We start from the raw sequence: 17,220 nt of genomic DNA on the forward strand, positions 1-17,220 counted from the left end.
GGTTGGGTGTGAACTTTTCGAGAAACGCATCGTCGAGGGGCTTTTTCGGGCAGTCTAGATCTGGATGCCAATGCTAAGGTTTCTTCAGCCGTTGATTAAAAATCTCTTCCGTATTCTTGTCGTAATGGAATCGTAATGCAAGCCGATAGCCCCACTGAACAATTCACTTCCCCTATTCTGAAGACTTTGCCAGACCCAGATGTCCCTGCCCAGGTCTGTCCGCGACGCACCCGGATTCAGCTCGATTTTGTATTGCTGGCCATCGAAGCATTGGACTTATATGCCTCGGAATTGATGTTGATGAGCTTGGAAGAACTTCAACTCCAAGATGTGATCGAAAATCGGGTGGACTTTTGGCAGTCTCGAAATACCAATCCCTTGCGGCGATCTCATCAGCGAGACTCCCTCAGCTTAGATAAGGCCAAAGCCTTAGTAGCCGTGGGGTGTCACATCGCTCGTCGGCAAACCGCCCAGGTGCGGCAGCTCCTCAATGTACAGCGACAGCTGGCAGCCAAACAGCTCACTCCTGACCACAGCGTACCCTTAGCCAATTATTTAGAACGATTTCGCCGTCATTTTCGCAGTCGCATGAACCCTAATCGTACGGCTATTGCGGCTTACAAAGAAAATGAGCGATTGGATGAGCTAGCCCTGAGCCTGCTGGAACAGGTGCTGTTTTGTACCGGGACAGCCGGAATGGAACGATTTTGGTCTAGTCTGTTTGATGGAGAAGTGGCTTAACCCCAATGACCATCCAACGCCCATTTATTCTGCCCAACTGTACCCTCAACCTCGAAGGCATCAGTAACTCATTCTCGGATGCCGTTTTAGGAGAATCCTTAGATGTGCTCCTGCGGCTAGAGTGCCAGTTTGGGGATTTAAAAAAACCCCTGATCGGTGGCTTAGATCTACTCAATAGCCTGATTCAAGCGACGAATCAATGTACCCAGTCCTGGATGAGTGGTGTTCCCCATCGTCGCCTGACCCAGCTCAACCAAGACGAGTCTGCGGTTCACCTATTACCTAAAGAAGAAGATGGGTTTGAACTGACGATTCCCACTGAGTTACTGAACGAAACGCCGAGCGATACCGACGGTCCCGTTCAAGTCGGCTTAACCACGCTACAGCTGTTTGATCTGGTTGAAGCCTTAGATCAACTCTTAGCTGATCAGCAAACCCTGCCCAATCTATCCCTGGCTGTGCGGCCTTTGTCTCGCGCAGAAGCGGCTTCAGGCCAAGGTCTGCAAAAATCAGCATCTGCCGTTGTGGGCGCAGCGAGTGTTGCGATCGCAGCTTCGATCTTCTATCTCCTGCCGGTCCCCCAAGCCAGCGCTCCGCCGAAGGATCCCCCCAAAGCCGAACCCACCAGCACGGAAACTCCGGCTCCAGGCACTCTTCCTGGCGTCCCGCCCATCCAGGTCTCGCCCTCTCCAGGAGAATCTCCTGGTGAATCTCCTAACCTAGAGAGTACGGAGGAATCGCCGAGTCCAGACGCTTCTCCAGAGCCAGAAGCATCCCCTTAACTTCTTTTCCTACCTATTAATTCAAATTGCACCTAAAAATTCGCGAGCGTCATGAACCGATCTGTCTGGGCAATCGCTACGGCTCTGTGGAGTATGGGGGGGCTCTCTGTAGCCGCCACACCCCGCCCGGTTGATCGCACGGTGAACTGCGACATTTTAGTTGTGGGAGGTGGTCTAGCAGGGGTGTCGACCACCTATGAAGCCTTACTGGCAGGGCGTCAGGTGTGCATGACGGAGCTGACAGACTGGTGGGGCGGTCAAATTTCTTCTCAGGGTACTTCGGCCTTAGATGAAACTGTAGGCCAGCGAACCCGCGGGATTTTCCCTAGGGGTTATGCCCAGTTTCGCGAAAAACTGATTAAGGTATCAGGACGCGATCGCCCCGGCGATTGCTGGGTCAGCCTGGTCTGTTTTTTACCCCAGCAGGGACATACCCTCCTGCTGGACATGCTGAAGGACGCAGAGTCAGAAGGTAAGGGCAAGCTCCATCTGTTTCCCAATACGGTGGTCAAGTCCCTAGCAACCAATCCTGACGGTCATTTAATTACCTCAGTCCGAGGCATTCAGCATCAGCCTGCACCAGAGGCACCCCCTCTCAATACCTATCCCCTTTCTCAAACCCTGGCCGACCGCTACACCGAAGCAGATTCGGACCGCTTCACCAAAACAATTCTCCAATTCCAGCCACCTACCACAGGGAACTGGGTCGTAGTGGAGGCCACAGAGACGGGAGAGCTGCTGGCATTAGCCGACCTTCCCTATCGCTTAGGCATCGATCCACGGTCTCATCTAGAACCGTCATCCTCCAGTGACCGAGCCGATCCTTACTGCACCCAGGCCAGCACCTATACCTTTGCTATACAGGCCACCGCAACACCACCTGCCCATCAGCTACCGGCGTTTTACCCTGAATATGAACCCTTCTACAGTTTTGACAAGCCTCGCTTTGCCAAAACCCCAAATTTAGTCTTTAGCTATCGCCGCATTTTTAGTGTCCAACCGGGGACTGCAGATGAAGTGGTGAATGTAGACGATATCTCCATGCAGAACTGGGGTGGAGGGAATGACTACGGACCCGGCACCGCCCAAGACAACCTGATTCTGACCCGAGACCAGCTTCTGGCAGAAGGGCAGCTACAAGATTGGCAAGGGGGCTTACGGCTTGACAGTTTGCAGGGAGGCGAAGAACTCGCCCAGGGCTATTTCCATTGGCTGGTAGCGGGAACAACAGATTCTAAAGTGGCAGACCATCCCAAGCAGCCTTGGCCCAATCTGAAATATCTCCAGGGGCTAGATTCACCCATGGGCACCGCCCACGGTTTGTCCAAGTTTCCCTATATGCGGGAGAGTCGGCGCTTAATTGGCCGCTATAGCTATGGCTATCCTCAAGGCTTTGTGATTACGGAAACAGATGTCTCTAAACAGGATTTTCGACTGCCCTATTACCGCGACACCCTATCGGGACCGGACTATCGGAATTTAATCACTCGGATGGCGGGGTTAAAAACCCTGGACGTGATTTTGGATCGGGTGCCACTGGCAGAGGTGGAACTGCGAACCAGATCTCGTATCTACCCAGACAGTGTGGGCATTGGTCACTATCCCATTGATTTTCATCCCTGTATGCAGCTCAGTCCTCCCCAAGCTCCAGGGAACCAAGAACGGGAAGGGGAACGTCAGGGGGCAACGCAAACCTATCCCTACCAAATTCCCCTGCGGGCGATGGTTCCACCTCGGATCAATAATTTGCTGGTGACGGGGAAGAGTATTGCTACCAGTCACATTAGTGCAGCGACCTATCGGGTCCATAGTTTTGAATGGTCATCGGGGGCTGCGGCGGGAACGACAGCAGCGTTTGTGCTGGACCAGGGGGTATTGCCTTATCAGTTAGTGGAGAATTTGCCCCGTCGAAGTCCAAAGCTGGAGAAGCTGCAGGCAATTTTGAATCGGCATCAAAATCCGACGGCGTTTCCAGATATGTCGATTTTTAATCTGAACTGGAAGAACTGGTGAGAACTGGGCTTCGACTCCGCTCAGCCCTCGACTTATGCTGGATGATACCAAGCGCTACCAAGAGCAACAGGTTGCAAAGACTCTTCAAACTCTCAAGGAGCGAGAACGATGAAACATAAATATCGCGTCAACATAGTTTGGTCCGAGCCAGATGAATGTTATTTGGTAGAACTCCCCGAATTTGCCCATGAGCTACAGCGCTATTTCACCCATGGCAATACTTACACTGAAGCGGTTACTAACGCCCAAGAGGTCTTAGAAATGTTCATTGAACTGCCATTGACACAAAAGACAAGTACACTGGGATAGAACACTTTATTTGCATTAAATTTGATGCAATAAATGTCATGTTTAATCTTGCCCGTGATATTAATTCCCTCTCCAATTTCAAGCGCAATACCCAAGTATTTGTGCAGCAACTCAAGGAAAGCGGTTCTCCGGTGGTGTTAACCGTCAATGGTGTTTCAGAGCTGGTGGTGCAAAGTGCTGAATCTTATCAAGCCTTATTGGAGCGCCTTGAGCATTTAGAGGCAGTCCAAGGGATTCAGGAAGGACTTGAAGAATTTGACCAAGGTAAGGGACAGCCTGCAACAGAAGCACTGACAGAATTACGCACTAGGCTTAATTCTGAGCTATCCCAATGACCTATCAGGTTATTGTTCAGTCAAGGGCCTTACGAGATATTGAAGAAATTTTTCGCTGGCTTGCTGACCAGATGGGTCCTGACGCAGCCAACAAATGGTATGACGAGTTACAATCCGCTATTGAATCGCTAGCAACATTCCCAAATCGTTGTCCCTTAGCACTGGAAGCCAAATCACTGAAGCGCGAAGTGCGTCAACTGATGGTGGGTAAGCGTAAACAGTTCCGGGTTCTGTTTATCGTCCAGAATAGTAGAGTTGCGGTTGTTCATGTACGGCATAGCCGCCGATCAAGACTCTCACCTGATGACAACATCCTCTAAAGCATGAACGGGCAGGTCACCTGAGGCGTATTGCCCAAGCTGTTTAAGATAAAAATAACAACCTTGGATCTGATTGAAGTGGCTGAATTTTCCTATTCAATCTCTACTGAGAAGGAGCAGCGAGTGATTTTGCCGAGTGTGTCCTGGCAGCAGTATGAGGGGTTGTTATCGACGCTAGAGGATTATCCTGGGCTGCGTTTACTGTATTTGCAGGGAAATTTAGAAATTTTTCTGCCTTCGCCTGAACATGAAATGCTGAAAAAGGTGATTGCCCGGCTGCTGGAGCGGTATGCAGAGGAGATGAATATTCCATTGCATGGGTATGGATCAACGACGTTTCGTCTAGAAGCTAAGGCAAGAGGGCTAGAGCCAGATGAATGCTACTGTGTGCAGTCATTGAAGGATTTACCTGATTTTGCACTTGAGGTGAATTTAACGAGTGGCGGGGTGGATAAGCTAGCGATTTATCAAGGATTGGAGGTGCCAGAGGTTTTAATTTGGGAGGACAAAAAGCTTCAGCTTTTTGATTTGCGTGAAGGGATAGAAGTTGTGACTCGTAGTCAGTTTTTTCCTGAGCTGAATTTTTCATTGTTGGCCCAGTTTGTGCGACCTCAGGACCAACCCACGACGGTGAAAGATTTTCTGGTAGCTATTCGCACTCAGGTTCAATAAAATCTTGTCCTAAACTAAGTCAAACTCTCCTCCAAGATTGGCATAGAAAAGATAGCGAATAATTTTATTTCATGAGATTAATAAATCATCTTCGATGAATTGCAGGAATTTCTCTGAAAAAATATTCTGCAACTTAGAATGAAATGCATTAGATAATTTTTCTCTTGATTGATGCCCTATCCTTATGCTCCTGAACCCTATATTTCTCGACCGCAGGCGGAGAATTTAGTAGATTTCTTTGGTGTCGCCTTAACTCAACCACAAGACCATCCTTTAGTATTTAACATTGCAGGGATGGCGGGTACGGGAAAAACCACTTTACTGAAGCATCTAATTAAAAAATTTGGTAACCAAGCAGAAATTATAGAGTTTTCATTCCGTAAAACGATTCAGGGCTTAACCACGGAAGTTTATCTAGATTTGATGCACCATCTATATGAACAAATCCCTGATTCATTGCGCAAGAAAACGGATCGCCAACCGAATTCATTTATGCGGTTATATTACCAATATTTCTCAACAGCTCAAAAACTGATAAATCAATCACCTGACAATAAAACACCAACTTCTGAAACAAATGCGAAGGAGGCTAAACAACTTCTAAAAGCTGCTGCAAGGGTGTTACCAATGGCGGCTTCATTATTTGGGATAGATCCAATTGCTACCGGAATAGGTACGGTTGCCACAATGGTAACTGATACAAATATTGATGCCACTGTTGATACTGGTGCAGCATTCTTAACTGGAAAGGAGCGGCTAGGTCAGTTGCTACAACAGCATCATGTGACTAAAAAAGATCAATCTTTGCAGCAGTTGATGCGAAATCCTGTGCAGAGGCTTACAAAAGCCTTTGTAGAGGATTTAATTGCTCAAGCCTCTCATAAGCCAATCATCATTTGTTTCGATACGTTTGAAAAGGCTCCCCTAGAAATTGATCGATGGCTGTGCCAATTTCTTTTGGGCCAGTCACAACTACAAAAACATCGTATTCGCATTGTCTTAGCAGGACAGCAGTGCCAGGGGCAGCGCAAGAAAAATGAAGCTGTAATATGCTTTGGAACTCCATTCTGTTAAAAGGGTTTCCCCATGGCTACAGGATTCAGCAAGCCTCCTTCCTCACCAGCTTCCACTGACTCATCCTCGTCACTCCTGCCTGCCAGTGATTGCGATCAGGCTTATCAACAATTGTCCGAGTGTTTTGAAGATTTGCCTGATCCACGTGGAGGCCAAGGTGTCCAGCATCCGTTTGTCAGCATCGTCGTGATTGGACTATTGGCAAGTTTAGGTGGCGCACAAGGGTGGGAAGACATTGAAACCTATGGTCTAAGCCATCAAGATTGGTTGTCGAGTTTTCTGAGGCTACCGTCCGGGATACCGACAGCAGACACCTATCGACGAGTGTTTGAGCGTATTTGCCCCTCCGCTTTTGAGCGGAGTTTCAATCACTGGTTGGATCAGGTAGTGACAACCCTCGGCGCTCAAGTGATACCGATTGACGGCAAACAACTCAGAGGTTCCTATGATCGCAATCAAGACCAATCCGCATTGCATCTGGTCAGTGCTTGGGCCAGTGAGTATCGGTTATTTCTAGGACAGGTCAAAGTTGCAGACAAGAGTAACGAAATTACCGCTATTCCAGCACTGCTAGAGCTATTAGACATTGCCGGGTGCATTATTACCATTGATGCAATGGGAACTCAGCACGAGATTGCCCGCCACATTCAAGCTAAAGAGGCTGACTATGTGCTGGCCCTCAAGGAGAATCATCCCACGCTGTTTGAGCAGGTTGAGCAATGGTTTGAAACGGCTGAAGCGAATGAGTTTAAGGGCATTGAGCACAGCTATGATGCCCGGGTGGAAGCAGGGCACCATCGTCGCGAGAAACGACAAGTTTGGGCCGTGTCCCTTCAACAGATGGGTCCTCTCTACAAGCAGGCGCAGTGGAAGGGCTTGCAAACCATCGTCAAGGTCGCTCGGACCCGCCACTTGTGGAACAAAACCACCTATGAGGTGATGTTTTATATCAGCTCTCTACCGCCAAATGCTCAGCAGTTGGGCAAAGCCATCCGCCAGCATTGGTCGATTGAGAACCAACTCCACTGGGTCTTAGATGTGACCTTTGGCGAAGATGCTAGCCGCATTCGCACAGGACATGCACCGGAAAACATGGCCATCCTGAGGCGCTGGAGCATCAACCTTCTCAATCAAGAAACGTCCTTTAAGAAAAGTACCCGTCAAAAACTAAAACGGGCGAGCATGGATGAAGCGTATATGCTCAAAGTTCTAGGCGCTTCTATTCCTTTACAGTCTAGCCTTTCAGAGGCTTGATTTTCTTGCGCTTACCCTGACAGCAGTGCCTAACTCAGAAAGAAGAGTGGCGAAAGTTAGAACAAGATGACAATCTCATTTCTGAGAAAACGCTTGAGAGGTTTAGTGATAAAGAAACTCAAGCTTATCTTCAGGAGATTCACTGGGCTGACACTGATGATATCCAGAAGATTCTCCAAATCACTGGGGGGTTACCTTATTATCTCAACTGGATTAGAAAGAAATTTCAACAGGGAGAAGAAATTGATCTATCTCAGGGGAATCAAGCAGTTTCTAATTTGTTATTTCAAGGAATAACCCAAGAGCAACGTATAGTTGTGCAACTCATCGCTTGTGGTCGTTGGTTTGATAAAACTCTTATCCGAGAGTTGCTGAGGGAAGGTACGCTACTGGATAGAACAGCTATTTCTAAAGATTTTGATTGGTTTGAATGGCTCAAACCACAACACTATGTTCAACTGATTCGCGGGAAATATAAATTTGATGATGTTGCCCGTGACGTGTTCCAAACACTATTGCAACAGGAAGATGAGATTCGTTTCCGCAACACTCATTTAGCCCTAGCACAGTATTATCAAAATCGAGCTGACCAAATTATGGTGCCAGATAGTTCTGAAGTTGATCGATACGATAATCCAGAGTGGTGTGAAGCGATAACTGAATATTTATATCATTTTCTCCTCTCGGAGCAAAATAATCGCCATGCCCAGTTTCTAAATCATTTGTTTGCTTCGCATTATCTGCATGCTTTTGATGTTGTGACAAATGTCTTTGTTGCCTTAACTTCCGAAGAATCATTACTATCAGCCACAACTCAGAAATGGTTCCAAGAAGATATAACAGGTTTTACAAATGGGACTATGGGGCTGACAGTAGCTCAACAAGAGTCTTTGCTGAGAAAAACAGAGATCTTCCAAACACATATTGAATCGCTCAAAAGGGAATATGAAAGAAAATATGAAATAGCTATTGAATTAGAAAGGTTCATGGAAATAGGTGTTGGAGTTCTGATAGATCAAATCGTAGCGGACTCCAAGAAGGCCTTCGATCTTTGTTTACAATATATGGCTCAAATGGAAGGAGTTGGGAAATATGCCTTCTTTCTGTACCGCTCCCATCTGCATTCAACTCCAACACAACTGAGTGACTTAAAGATGGCTAGAGATGAGGCTATAAAGCTCACCAGATCGACGCCTGCACACTTTAGTAGCGGTTTGTTTCTAGAAATAGGAGCACTTTACAATCGATTAGGATGCTATGAAGATGCAATCGCAAGTTTTGACAAAGCTATCCAATTTAAGCCAGAGAATGACCAAGCTTTGTATCTCAAAAGTGGGATACTGTTTATCTTAAAACGTTACGAAGAAGCGATCGCAAGCTTTGACCAAGTCCTCCAATTTAAGCCGGATCATCATGACGCCTGGTACGCTCGAGGAGTAGGGCTATGTCAAGTAAAACGTTTTGAAGATGCAATCCCAAGTTTTGACAAATCCCTCCAATTTAAGCCAAATAATGACCAAGCGTGGCAACTACGAGGGACTGCACTAGTGTTTTTAAAACGTTACGAAGAAGCGATCGCAAGCCTTGACAAAGCCCTCCAATTTAAGCCGGATTTAGATCAAGCTTGGTATGGCCGAGGAAGCGTACTGCAGGAATTAGGGCGCTACGAAGAGGCAATCACAAGCTATGACAAAGCGTTGGAACTGAAGCCCGAAGATCCCAATACTTTTTATAACAAAGCCTGCTGCTACGCCTTACAAGCCAACTCTGAAGCCGCAGTAAAAAACTTAAAGATTGCCATTTCCTTAGCCCTAGAAAAATATCGAGAAATGGCAAAAACTGACTCTGCTTTTGACCCTATTCGCGAAAACGCAGTCTTTCAATCTTTGCTAACTTCCTAGCCCTTGCCAAGAGGGGAACGTCGTACCCATTGTGCGAATACTCGCCTCACTGCTCTGGTTGCAAAACCTTCGAGTAAATCAAATCGCAGCGTTCTGTCTCAATACCCGTCGCAGGCAAATACCCACCACTCTCATACAGCTTCACCGCCTCCTTCAACACCGAAGCCGTCTCAATCCAAACTTCTCGAAAGCCCTGGGCCGCAATCTCCTGCTCCAACCGCTGCAATAACCAGCGTCCTAACCCCTTCCCTCGCACCTGGGGCAACAAATACATCTTGCGAATCTCTACCGTGCCTACCCCGCGATTCACCGGATAAAATGCTGCTGTTCCCACCACCTGCCCCTGCTGCTCCACCACCCAGAAGGCACCCCTGACCTGCAAATAGACCGTCTCCACTTCATAAACATCGCGATCCGCCCCGTCTGGCTCCCAGCCAATCCCATACTCCGCCAACACTGACCGAATCACCTCCGCTGCCACCTGCCGATCTTGAGGCTGCCAGGCGCGAATCACAAAATCACGAAATTGGTCCTGCATTAGCTGTGAATCCGGGGGTGAGGGTGGAGACTCGCTAGCAGCTCACTTTCCACCGTGGCCAACTCCTGCAGGCGAGCCGTCACCTCATCCACCTCAAAATAAGTCGTTGCCAAGACCCAATAAGCCCCATAGTGACGGGCTTCTGAGGCCATTAAACTGCGATAAAACTTGGCCAACTCCGGGTCTGGAAGATGCTGGGCCAGCAATCCCAACCGCTCATGACTTCGGGCTTCAATCAGTCCCGACACTAGCAGCATATCCAGCAAGCGCTCTGGCTCATCTCGGCGGACTTGAGCACTGAGCTTCGATCCATAGGGAGGGGCAGGCAACGGTGCCATCGGAATGTCTCGCCGATCCAACCATTGATTCACCAGCTCAAAATGCTCCAACTCTTCCCTGGCAATCGCTGTAAGCGTTCGTACCAACTGGGTATAGGACGGATAGCGAAACATCATATTGACCGCCACTCCTGCCGCCTTACGCTCGCAGTGGGAATGATCGAGTAAAATCGTGTCTAGATTTTGGAGAGCCTGGTCAATCCATTCTGGGCACGTTGGATGCTGCAGAAATTTGATTGTGGGTTGTACCCGCTCATTTGCAGGCGTATCAGTTGGCAGCGTCGCATCAATCATGGTGTTGGCATCGGATTTACCCTTCTTTACCTTAATCGCTCCTAGACAGCTTGCCTACCAGAGGATTTTGATTTTTACCCACAGGGGATCTAGAGTGTTGAGAACGCCTGCTGAGGGACTCATCAACATGAAGTGGATAATGCGATCGCAACTCTGGCACGCCCAAAATCCGTTCCATCGCCTATCGAAACGACTGCGCTTTATAGTGCTGAGTCTGCTGGTCTGCTTAAGCATCATCGGTGGCTATGTAGTCTGGGCACAACAGCCCGTCCGTTTATCGATGATGCTACAAGGGCAAGAAATTCCTAACTGGCAGCTGATTGTTGATGATTTCGAGGCCCAAAACCCCGACATCAAAATTGACCTGATTGAAGGCCCTAACGCCACTAATCTACGAGAGGACCTCTACACCACATCTTTTCTGCTGGGCGATTCCCCCTACGACTTGATCTACATGGATATCGTCTGGGCACCCAAATTTGCGGCGGCAGGATGGCTGCTCGACCTCTCTGATCGGATTACCGATGCAGAACTGGCTGAGTTTATGCAGGGAGACGTAGACGGGGGACGCTATGAAGAGGGCCTCTATCGCATGCCTTTCCGCTCCGATGGCGGCATGCTCTACTATCGCCAGGATTTACTCGATGCAGCAGGCTTTGATCCACCCAACTCCACCGCCGAACTGATTAAAATCTCCAAAGAACTGCAATCCCAGGGCAAAGCCCAATGGGGCTATGTCTGGCAGGGCAAGCAGTATGAAGGGGCTGCCGCTATGTTTGTGGAAATGTTAGAAGGCTTTGGCGGCTATTGGGTCAATCCCGAAACCAAAGAGGTGGGACTCGATAGTCCAGAAGCCATTGAATCCCTGAAATTTCTGCAAACCACCGTTGCCGATAAGATTTCTCCTCCCGGCACCACCGCCACCGACGAGGAAGTAGCTCGCCTGCAGTTCCAAAGTGGCAACGCAGTGTTTATGCGCAACTGGCCCTATGCTTGGAAGCTGGGCAACACCGAGCCGAGTTCCAAAATCCAAGGCAAGTTTGGCATTAAGCCCATGGTCCATGCAGCAGGCCTCGGGAGCGGCGCTTGTCAGGGGGGCTGGGGGGTCGGCATCTCGAAAACAACGCGTCATGCCGATGAAGCCTGGCGAGCCGTCGAATACTTCAGCAGCACGGAAGCCCAGCGTAAATTTATTTTGGCCTCTGGGTTTGTGCCGAGCCGTAAAGCGCTCTTTACCGATCCCACTCTAGTCAAAGAGTATGAGTACTTACCGGATTTGCAAAAAGTGATTGAAAGCTCTGTGTTGCGTCCTCCGATTGCCCAATATGCTCAGGCATCGGATATTTTGCAGCGATATCTCAGTGCCGCCTTAACCGGGCGACAAACACCGAGCGAAGCCATGCAAGCTGCTGCCCAAGAAACCCGACAGCTTTTGAAAACCTGATTCCCGCCTACTACAGGGTCAAGGCAACGCGAAACCCAATATCATTGACGCGATTGTTGGGAGTATAGCGACTGCGATTGGCGGCGCGACAATACCGGGGTTTGTTATACCAAGATCCGCCCCGGAGAACCCTTGGATCGTTTTCTTTAGTGGTTATCCAGGGGCTGCCGTCGATAGGGGCCCCATCATAGTTTTTATGCCAGCAGTCTAAGCACCATTCATAGACATTGCCATGCATGTCATACAACCCAAAGTTATTGGGAGAGAACCGTCCTACAGGCGTTGTCGATTCTCGATAGACGCCTTTGGGGCCCTGGCCATACACAAATTGCCCCTGATAGTTGGCCTGCTGAGAAGAGAGAGTAGGGCCATAGGAAAACGGGGTCGCTGTACCTGCCCGACAGGCATATTCCCATTCAGCTTCGCTGGGTAATCGATACTCACGACCGGCTTTTTGAGACAGGCGAGCACAAAACTCGATGGCTTCTCGCCAGGAGATTTGCTCGACGGGGTAGGTGGCTCCCTTAAATTTGGAGGGATCGTAATGGATATCTTGGGACACTTTCGGCAAAGCTGCAATCGCCCGCCACTGCAGTTGGGTAATTACAAACTTACCCATAAAAAACGGGGCAATCTTGACGGAATGGTACGGCCCTTCATGGGTATCCCGCTTCAGTTCATGGTTCGGGGAGCCCATCATAAACTGTCCCCCTGGAAGTGCCACCATTTCCAGCTTGACGCCATTACCCAGAGTTTCTTGAAAAAACTCTGCATCTCGCTGCCGACGTTGGGCGACTTCGCCTTTACTGTTAACGGTCACCACTTCAAACTGAAACGTTTTCAGCAATGGATGCTCTACTGAGAGGATCGTTTGGGGCGGAATGGGGACTGGCTTGTTATGGGGCTGGCTAGTCACCAGCTTAGTGGGAGCGACAGACAGCTGGGAAAAGGTCTTAGTGGGGGCTGACGATGGCAATTGGATCACATGTTGCGCTTGCAGGTCCGCGAGGACGGCGGCGGCAGAACCGTAGCGCTGGCGCAAATCATTTTGCAAAAGTTTATCCAAAATCGTCCGAAATCGCGAACTCAGAGGAATCTGAACATACTGCTGCCACTGACTGATCCAGCTATAGCCGTACTGCAAGAAAAAGGTATAGGGAACCTTATTGGTCATCAACTGAAAGCAAGACACCCCCAGACTAAACAGATCGCTGGCGGGGATGGACTTCCCTTCCTGCATTTGTTCTAAGGCTGCATAACCTTGGGAACCCAAAGTCGTGCCCGTTTTCATCAGCATCGACTCTGTAAAGCGTCGAGAAACCCCAAAATCGATTAGGACGAGTTTGCCATCATCATCCCGTCGCATGATGTTTTCGGGCTTCAGATCTCGGTGAATCACCCCCTGAACATGAATATCTCGCAAGACGGGCAAAATATTCAGGAGCAATTCACGAATTTTAGGTTCGCCAAACACGCCAGTGGTTTGGAGTTCTTTGAGCAGCGTATGGCCTTTGACAAATTCCTGAGCCAGGTAGAGATTGACTCCTTCTGTAAAGTAGGCATATAAGGTTGGAATCTGAGGATTTTGGCCTAGTTGCTGCAGTTGTTGGGCTTCTTGAGCAAATAGCTCCTCTGCACGCTGAACGGCCCAGGTACCTTGAGACTGATAAGCCAGCTGCTTGACCACACAGGGCTGATGGTGGTTGTGGGTATCTTCTGCCAAATAGATTTTGCCAAATCCGCCCCGGTCCAAGGGATGAAGAATCTTAAATCGATCGCTTAATAATGAAACTAAGCGCAGACCACATTGCTGACAATGCTTATGCGTGTCAGGATTTAGCGGCTTTTCACAATCTGGATTGAGGCAGCAGAGCATTATGGGATCAGCAAGGAAGGAGAAAAAGCCTTCTCTAGCCCACTTTAGCCTTGAATCATAAAAATTGAGAGGAGGGTCTTAATGTTTTTTATCTGACGACAAAAACAAATGACAAGGGGGCATCACGGGCGCAGACAATGCTGACTCGTAGTGGGTGGGGCAATGTCTACTATTCTAGAGGGAAGTCTGACCCACTAAACTGATTGCCGAGTATGCCTATGTCCAACCTCAAAACGGTTCGAGATCGGGAGAAACTGACGGGTTGGTTGCTGATTACCCCTGCTTTGCTCCTATTGCTGCTGGTCTTTGCCTATCCAATTGGTCGGGCTTTTTGGTTGAGTTTATTTACCAAAAACCTAGGCACAAACTTACAGCCTGTATTTACGGGTATCGGCAACTATAGCCGCATGATGGGCGACGGACGATTCTGGCAAAGTATTGGCAACACCACGATCTTTACTGCGATCGCAGTCAGTATCGAACTGATTTTGGGCATGGGGGTGGCCCTGGTTCTCAACCAGAGCTTTCGCGGTCGGGGACTGGCCAGAACCATTGCTATCTTGCCCTGGGCCTTACCCACTGCCCTAATTGGCTTGACCTGGACCTGGATTTTTAACGACCAGTACGGGGTGTTGAACGATATATTGCTGCGGCTACATCTGATCCCAGAAGCCATTAACTGGTTAGGGGATCCGACCCTGGCCTTGTTCGCCACCATCGCCGCCGATATTTGGAAAACCACCTCTTTCGTTGCCATTTTGCTGCTGGCGGGATTACAGTCCATCTCAGAAGATCTGTACGAAGCCCATGCCATTGATGGGGCATCGCCTTGGCAGAGCTTTCGTCAAATCACCCTGCCCCTGTTGATGCCGCAAATCTTGATTGCCGTCTTGTTCCGGTTTGCCCAGTCCTTTGGGGTCTTTGACCTGATTAAGGTAATGACGGAAGGGGGACCCGCTGGGGCTACGGAAATGGTGTCTATTTACATCTATGCCACGGTGATGCGCTACCTCGACTTTGGCTATGGAGCAGCGCTCGTAGTCGTCACCTTTTTAGTCTTGATTGTGGCCGTTGCTATCTCCACCTTTATCCTCTCCAAACTCCGCACCAATATCTCGGGAGCCCAATAACCCATGACGACCGACTCACCTTCCAAGCCGTCCGGCTCCCTTAAAGGGCTACTGTTAACGGGCTCCGTTATTTTGGTGGTCCTGTTTAGTTTGGCCCCAGTGCTGTGGCAGCTCTTGACCTCAATAAAGGTGAATGAGGATATTTCACAAGTTCCCAATATCTATATCCCTCTGCGGTATACCTTGGAGCACTATATAGAACTGCTCAGTCGTCGCCCCTTTGCCAGCTATCTGTTTAACAGCAGTTTAGTTGCGATTACCTCAACCTTTTTATGTTTAGGCATTGGCTCTCCCGCCGCCTATGCCCTAGCCCGCTTGCGATTACCCGGAGAGCAGATCCTCCTCTCCGCCGTCTTAATTGTCACCCTATTTCCCTACATTTTGCTGTTTCTCGGGCTCTTAGAGATTGTCCAAGTCTTGCACTTGGCGAATAACTATTTAGCCCTGATTATTCCTTACACCGCCATCAATTTACCCTTGACGATTCTGGTGATGCGTAGCTTCTTCCAACAGTTGCCCAGGGACCTAGAAGATGCCGCCAAAGTCGATGGCTACAATACGGTGCAAATGCTCTGGCAAATTGTTCTCCCTACTACATTGCCAGCCCTCGTGACGACTGGCATTCTGACCTTTATTTTTGCCTGGAATGAGTTCATTTTCGCCCTGACCTTTATTACCCGGGAAAGTATGAAAACCATTCCTGTAGCGGCGGCTCAAATTGGCGGATCATCTATCTTTGAGATCCCCTATGGTCCTATTGCTGCCGCCACCGTGTTAGGAACCATTCCCTTAGTACTGCTGGTTCTATTTTTCCAACGCAAAATTATTCAAGGGCTCACAGCCGGAGCCGTCAAAGGGTAATGGACTTAAAAGATTCGCAGCCTCCAATGACGGCAATATTTTTTTCATTATGCATAAGAAAATCTGATCGTAATTTCCGCTGAGATACTGCTAAAAAAAGGAGTAGTCCCCGGCTACCGCTATCTGATTTAATGCAAGAATTGAGGACTTTTTTGGGTGAACGTTTATGCGGTTTCGATTCTCCAATACGCTTCTGGTTATTGCCATGTTTGTCAGCGTGGTGACATGGAATGTCATTCAACCCGCCCAAGCGGTTACAGACATTCCATCTAGCACTCTCATTGCCCAAGCTGATGCCGGTGAAGGATTTACAGTGCCACCGCTTCCCTATAGCTACTTTGCACTGGAAAAGTACATCGACACCAAAACCATGAAAATCCATCATGATAAGCATCATGCTGGGTATGTCAACAATTTGAATGCTGCCATCGCCAAGCACCCCAACTTAGCGGGTAAATCTGTAGAAGATCTATTAAACAATCTCAATGCCGTGCCCGAAGATATTCGCACTGCGGTCCGCAATAATGGTGGCGGCCATGCTAATCACACCCTATTTTGGGCCAGCATGACACCGAATGCTGAAGGCAAACCAACAGGCCAACTCGCAGACGCCATTGAAGACAGCTTCGGCAGTTTTGTAGCCTTCCAATCTGAATTCAAAAAAGCGGGCTTAACTCGATTCGGTAGCGGCTGGGCTTGGCTGGTGCTAACAAAAGATGGCAAGCTAGACGTCACTAGTACTCCCAACCAAGACAGCCCCCTGTTAGAGGGCAATATCCCTCTGCTCGGCAATGACGTCTGGGAACATGCCTACTATCTGAAATATCAAAACCGCCGTGGTGACTATCTAGATGCTTGGTGGAATGTCGTTAATTGGGCAGAAGTAGACGCTCGCTATCAGGCGGCAACCTAAACCGTCTCTGGGCCATCTAGTTCATTGGGGTCCGTCGAAAAATGAATATGTCGAATTTTCCAGTCCTGTTGATCTCGCTCTAGGAAAAAAGTCGATCGCACTCCGGGTTGCGGCTGATTGCTGTATCTGACTTTGGCAATGACACAAGCCGCATCCTGGGTTTGGAAAACGTGCATTCCTTCTATTGATAACTCGACGATGGTACCCGTTAAAAAAAATTGGTGAATCTGCTGTAGGTGATGGTCTAAATCCGTTGAGTCACAACCTGCATGGTTATCGAAATAAGTGATTTTGCCATCGTCAACATACAGATTGCGCAGTGCTGCAAGGTTGCGATCGCAAAAGCACTGGTTATACCGCTGTAGGAACTGCTCAAATTCTTCTAAGTTGGTAGGGGGCATAGGTCTAGATTACGGAGATGCGAT

Annotated in this window: 18 protein-coding genes; 14 read left to right on the forward strand and 4 right to left on the reverse strand. The window is 48.8% G+C overall.

Features of this window, described 5'->3' with window-relative positions; translation table 11 throughout:
* Positions 1-135 precede the first annotated feature (135 nt).
* The 10 genes from I1H34_RS25530 to I1H34_RS25575 all read left to right on the forward strand — a co-directional run bounded on the left by I1H34_RS25530 (position 136) and on the right by I1H34_RS25575 (position 9,401).
* Positions 136-741 (forward strand): DUF3038 domain-containing protein, encoded by a 606-nt coding sequence (locus I1H34_RS25530; RefSeq protein WP_212663653.1) that lies wholly within the window; start codon positions 136-138, stop codon positions 739-741.
* A gap of 5 nt (positions 742-746) precedes the next feature.
* Positions 747-1,523: a DUF4335 domain-containing protein gene (locus I1H34_RS25535; RefSeq protein ID WP_212663654.1), complete on the forward strand. Its 777-nt coding sequence runs from the start codon at positions 747-749 to the stop codon at positions 1,521-1,523.
* A gap of 51 nt (positions 1,524-1,574) precedes the next feature.
* A complete protein-coding gene (locus tag I1H34_RS25540; protein ID WP_212663655.1) occupies positions 1,575-3,536 on the forward strand; it encodes an FAD-dependent oxidoreductase in 1,962 nt (653 codons plus the stop codon).
* 108 nt (positions 3,537-3,644) lie between these two features.
* Complete coding sequence (locus tag I1H34_RS25545; protein WP_212663656.1) at positions 3,645-3,845, forward strand: type II toxin-antitoxin system HicB family antitoxin; 201 nt, start codon at positions 3,645-3,647, stop codon at positions 3,843-3,845.
* Positions 3,846-3,883: 38 nt separating this feature from the next.
* Positions 3,884-4,180 carry a type II toxin-antitoxin system Phd/YefM family antitoxin gene (locus tag I1H34_RS25550; protein ID WP_249369629.1) on the forward strand — a complete coding sequence of 99 codons (297 nt, stop codon included), beginning with the start codon at positions 3,884-3,886 and terminating at the stop codon, positions 4,178-4,180.
* The gene (locus I1H34_RS25555) at positions 4,177-4,500 is read left to right on the forward strand and encodes a type II toxin-antitoxin system RelE/ParE family toxin (RefSeq protein WP_212663657.1); all 324 of its coding nucleotides are present in this window, start codon (positions 4,177-4,179) and stop codon (positions 4,498-4,500) included. The genes I1H34_RS25550 and I1H34_RS25555 overlap by 4 nt, the downstream gene beginning before the upstream one ends.
* A 30-nt stretch (positions 4,501-4,530) precedes the next feature.
* On the forward strand, positions 4,531-5,172 hold the full coding sequence (locus I1H34_RS25560) for a Uma2 family endonuclease (RefSeq protein WP_249369630.1): 642 nt from the start codon (positions 4,531-4,533) through the stop codon (positions 5,170-5,172).
* Positions 5,173-5,343: 171 nt separating this feature from the next.
* Positions 5,344-6,246 (forward strand): P-loop NTPase fold protein, encoded by a 903-nt coding sequence (locus I1H34_RS25565; protein ID WP_212663658.1) that lies wholly within the window; start codon positions 5,344-5,346, stop codon positions 6,244-6,246.
* A gap of 12 nt (positions 6,247-6,258) precedes the next feature.
* The gene (locus tag I1H34_RS25570) at positions 6,259-7,500 is read left to right on the forward strand and encodes an ISAs1 family transposase (RefSeq protein ID WP_249369176.1); all 1,242 of its coding nucleotides are present in this window, start codon (positions 6,259-6,261) and stop codon (positions 7,498-7,500) included.
* A 317-nt stretch (positions 7,501-7,817) separates the two neighbouring features.
* On the forward strand, positions 7,818-9,401 hold the full coding sequence (locus tag I1H34_RS25575; protein ID WP_212663659.1) for a tetratricopeptide repeat protein: 1,584 nt from the start codon (positions 7,818-7,820) through the stop codon (positions 9,399-9,401).
* Between the two features lie 46 nt (positions 9,402-9,447).
* On the opposite strand, the gene I1H34_RS25580 is transcribed toward I1H34_RS25575, so the two are convergent.
* Both I1H34_RS25580 and I1H34_RS25585 read right to left on the reverse strand, forming a co-directional pair.
* Complete coding sequence (locus tag I1H34_RS25580; protein WP_212663660.1) at positions 9,448-9,939, reverse strand: GNAT family N-acetyltransferase; 492 nt, start codon at positions 9,937-9,939, stop codon at positions 9,448-9,450.
* The gene (locus I1H34_RS25585; protein ID WP_212663661.1) at positions 9,939-10,571 is read right to left on the reverse strand and encodes a MiaE family protein; all 633 of its coding nucleotides are present in this window, start codon (positions 10,569-10,571) and stop codon (positions 9,939-9,941) included. The genes I1H34_RS25580 and I1H34_RS25585 overlap by 1 nt, the downstream gene beginning before the upstream one ends.
* Between I1H34_RS25585 and I1H34_RS25590 the strand changes: the two genes are divergently transcribed.
* Entirely contained in the window at positions 10,570-12,015 is a 1,446-nt protein-coding gene (locus I1H34_RS25590) for an ABC transporter substrate-binding protein (protein ID WP_249369632.1), read from the forward strand. The two genes, I1H34_RS25585 and I1H34_RS25590, sit on opposite strands and share 2 nt — an antisense overlap.
* A gap of 10 nt (positions 12,016-12,025) precedes the next feature.
* On the opposite strand, the gene I1H34_RS25595 is transcribed toward I1H34_RS25590, so the two are convergent.
* Entirely contained in the window at positions 12,026-13,891 is a 1,866-nt protein-coding gene (locus tag I1H34_RS25595) for a bifunctional serine/threonine-protein kinase/formylglycine-generating enzyme family protein (protein ID WP_212663662.1), read from the reverse strand.
* Between the two features lie 218 nt (positions 13,892-14,109).
* Between I1H34_RS25595 and I1H34_RS25600 the strand changes: the two genes are divergently transcribed.
* The 3 genes from I1H34_RS25600 to I1H34_RS25610 all read left to right on the forward strand — a co-directional run bounded on the left by I1H34_RS25600 (position 14,110) and on the right by I1H34_RS25610 (position 16,795).
* Positions 14,110-15,021 carry a carbohydrate ABC transporter permease gene (locus I1H34_RS25600; RefSeq protein ID WP_212663663.1) on the forward strand — a complete coding sequence of 304 codons (912 nt, stop codon included), beginning with the start codon at positions 14,110-14,112 and terminating at the stop codon, positions 15,019-15,021.
* Positions 15,022-15,024: 3 nt separating this feature from the next.
* Positions 15,025-15,882 carry a carbohydrate ABC transporter permease gene (locus I1H34_RS25605; RefSeq protein WP_212663664.1) on the forward strand — a complete coding sequence of 286 codons (858 nt, stop codon included), beginning with the start codon at positions 15,025-15,027 and terminating at the stop codon, positions 15,880-15,882.
* Between the two features lie 166 nt (positions 15,883-16,048).
* The gene (locus I1H34_RS25610; RefSeq protein WP_249369634.1) at positions 16,049-16,795 is read left to right on the forward strand and encodes a superoxide dismutase; all 747 of its coding nucleotides are present in this window, start codon (positions 16,049-16,051) and stop codon (positions 16,793-16,795) included.
* Here the strand turns inward: I1H34_RS25610 and I1H34_RS25615 are convergent.
* A complete protein-coding gene (locus I1H34_RS25615) occupies positions 16,792-17,196 on the reverse strand; it encodes a YybH family protein (protein WP_212663665.1) in 405 nt (134 codons plus the stop codon). The two genes, I1H34_RS25610 and I1H34_RS25615, sit on opposite strands and share 4 nt — an antisense overlap.
* Positions 17,197-17,220: the final 24 nt, after the last annotated feature.

The organism is Acaryochloris marina S15, assembly GCF_018336915.1.
GTDB classification, from domain to species: domain Bacteria; phylum Cyanobacteriota; class Cyanobacteriia; order Thermosynechococcales; family Thermosynechococcaceae; genus Acaryochloris; species Acaryochloris marina_A.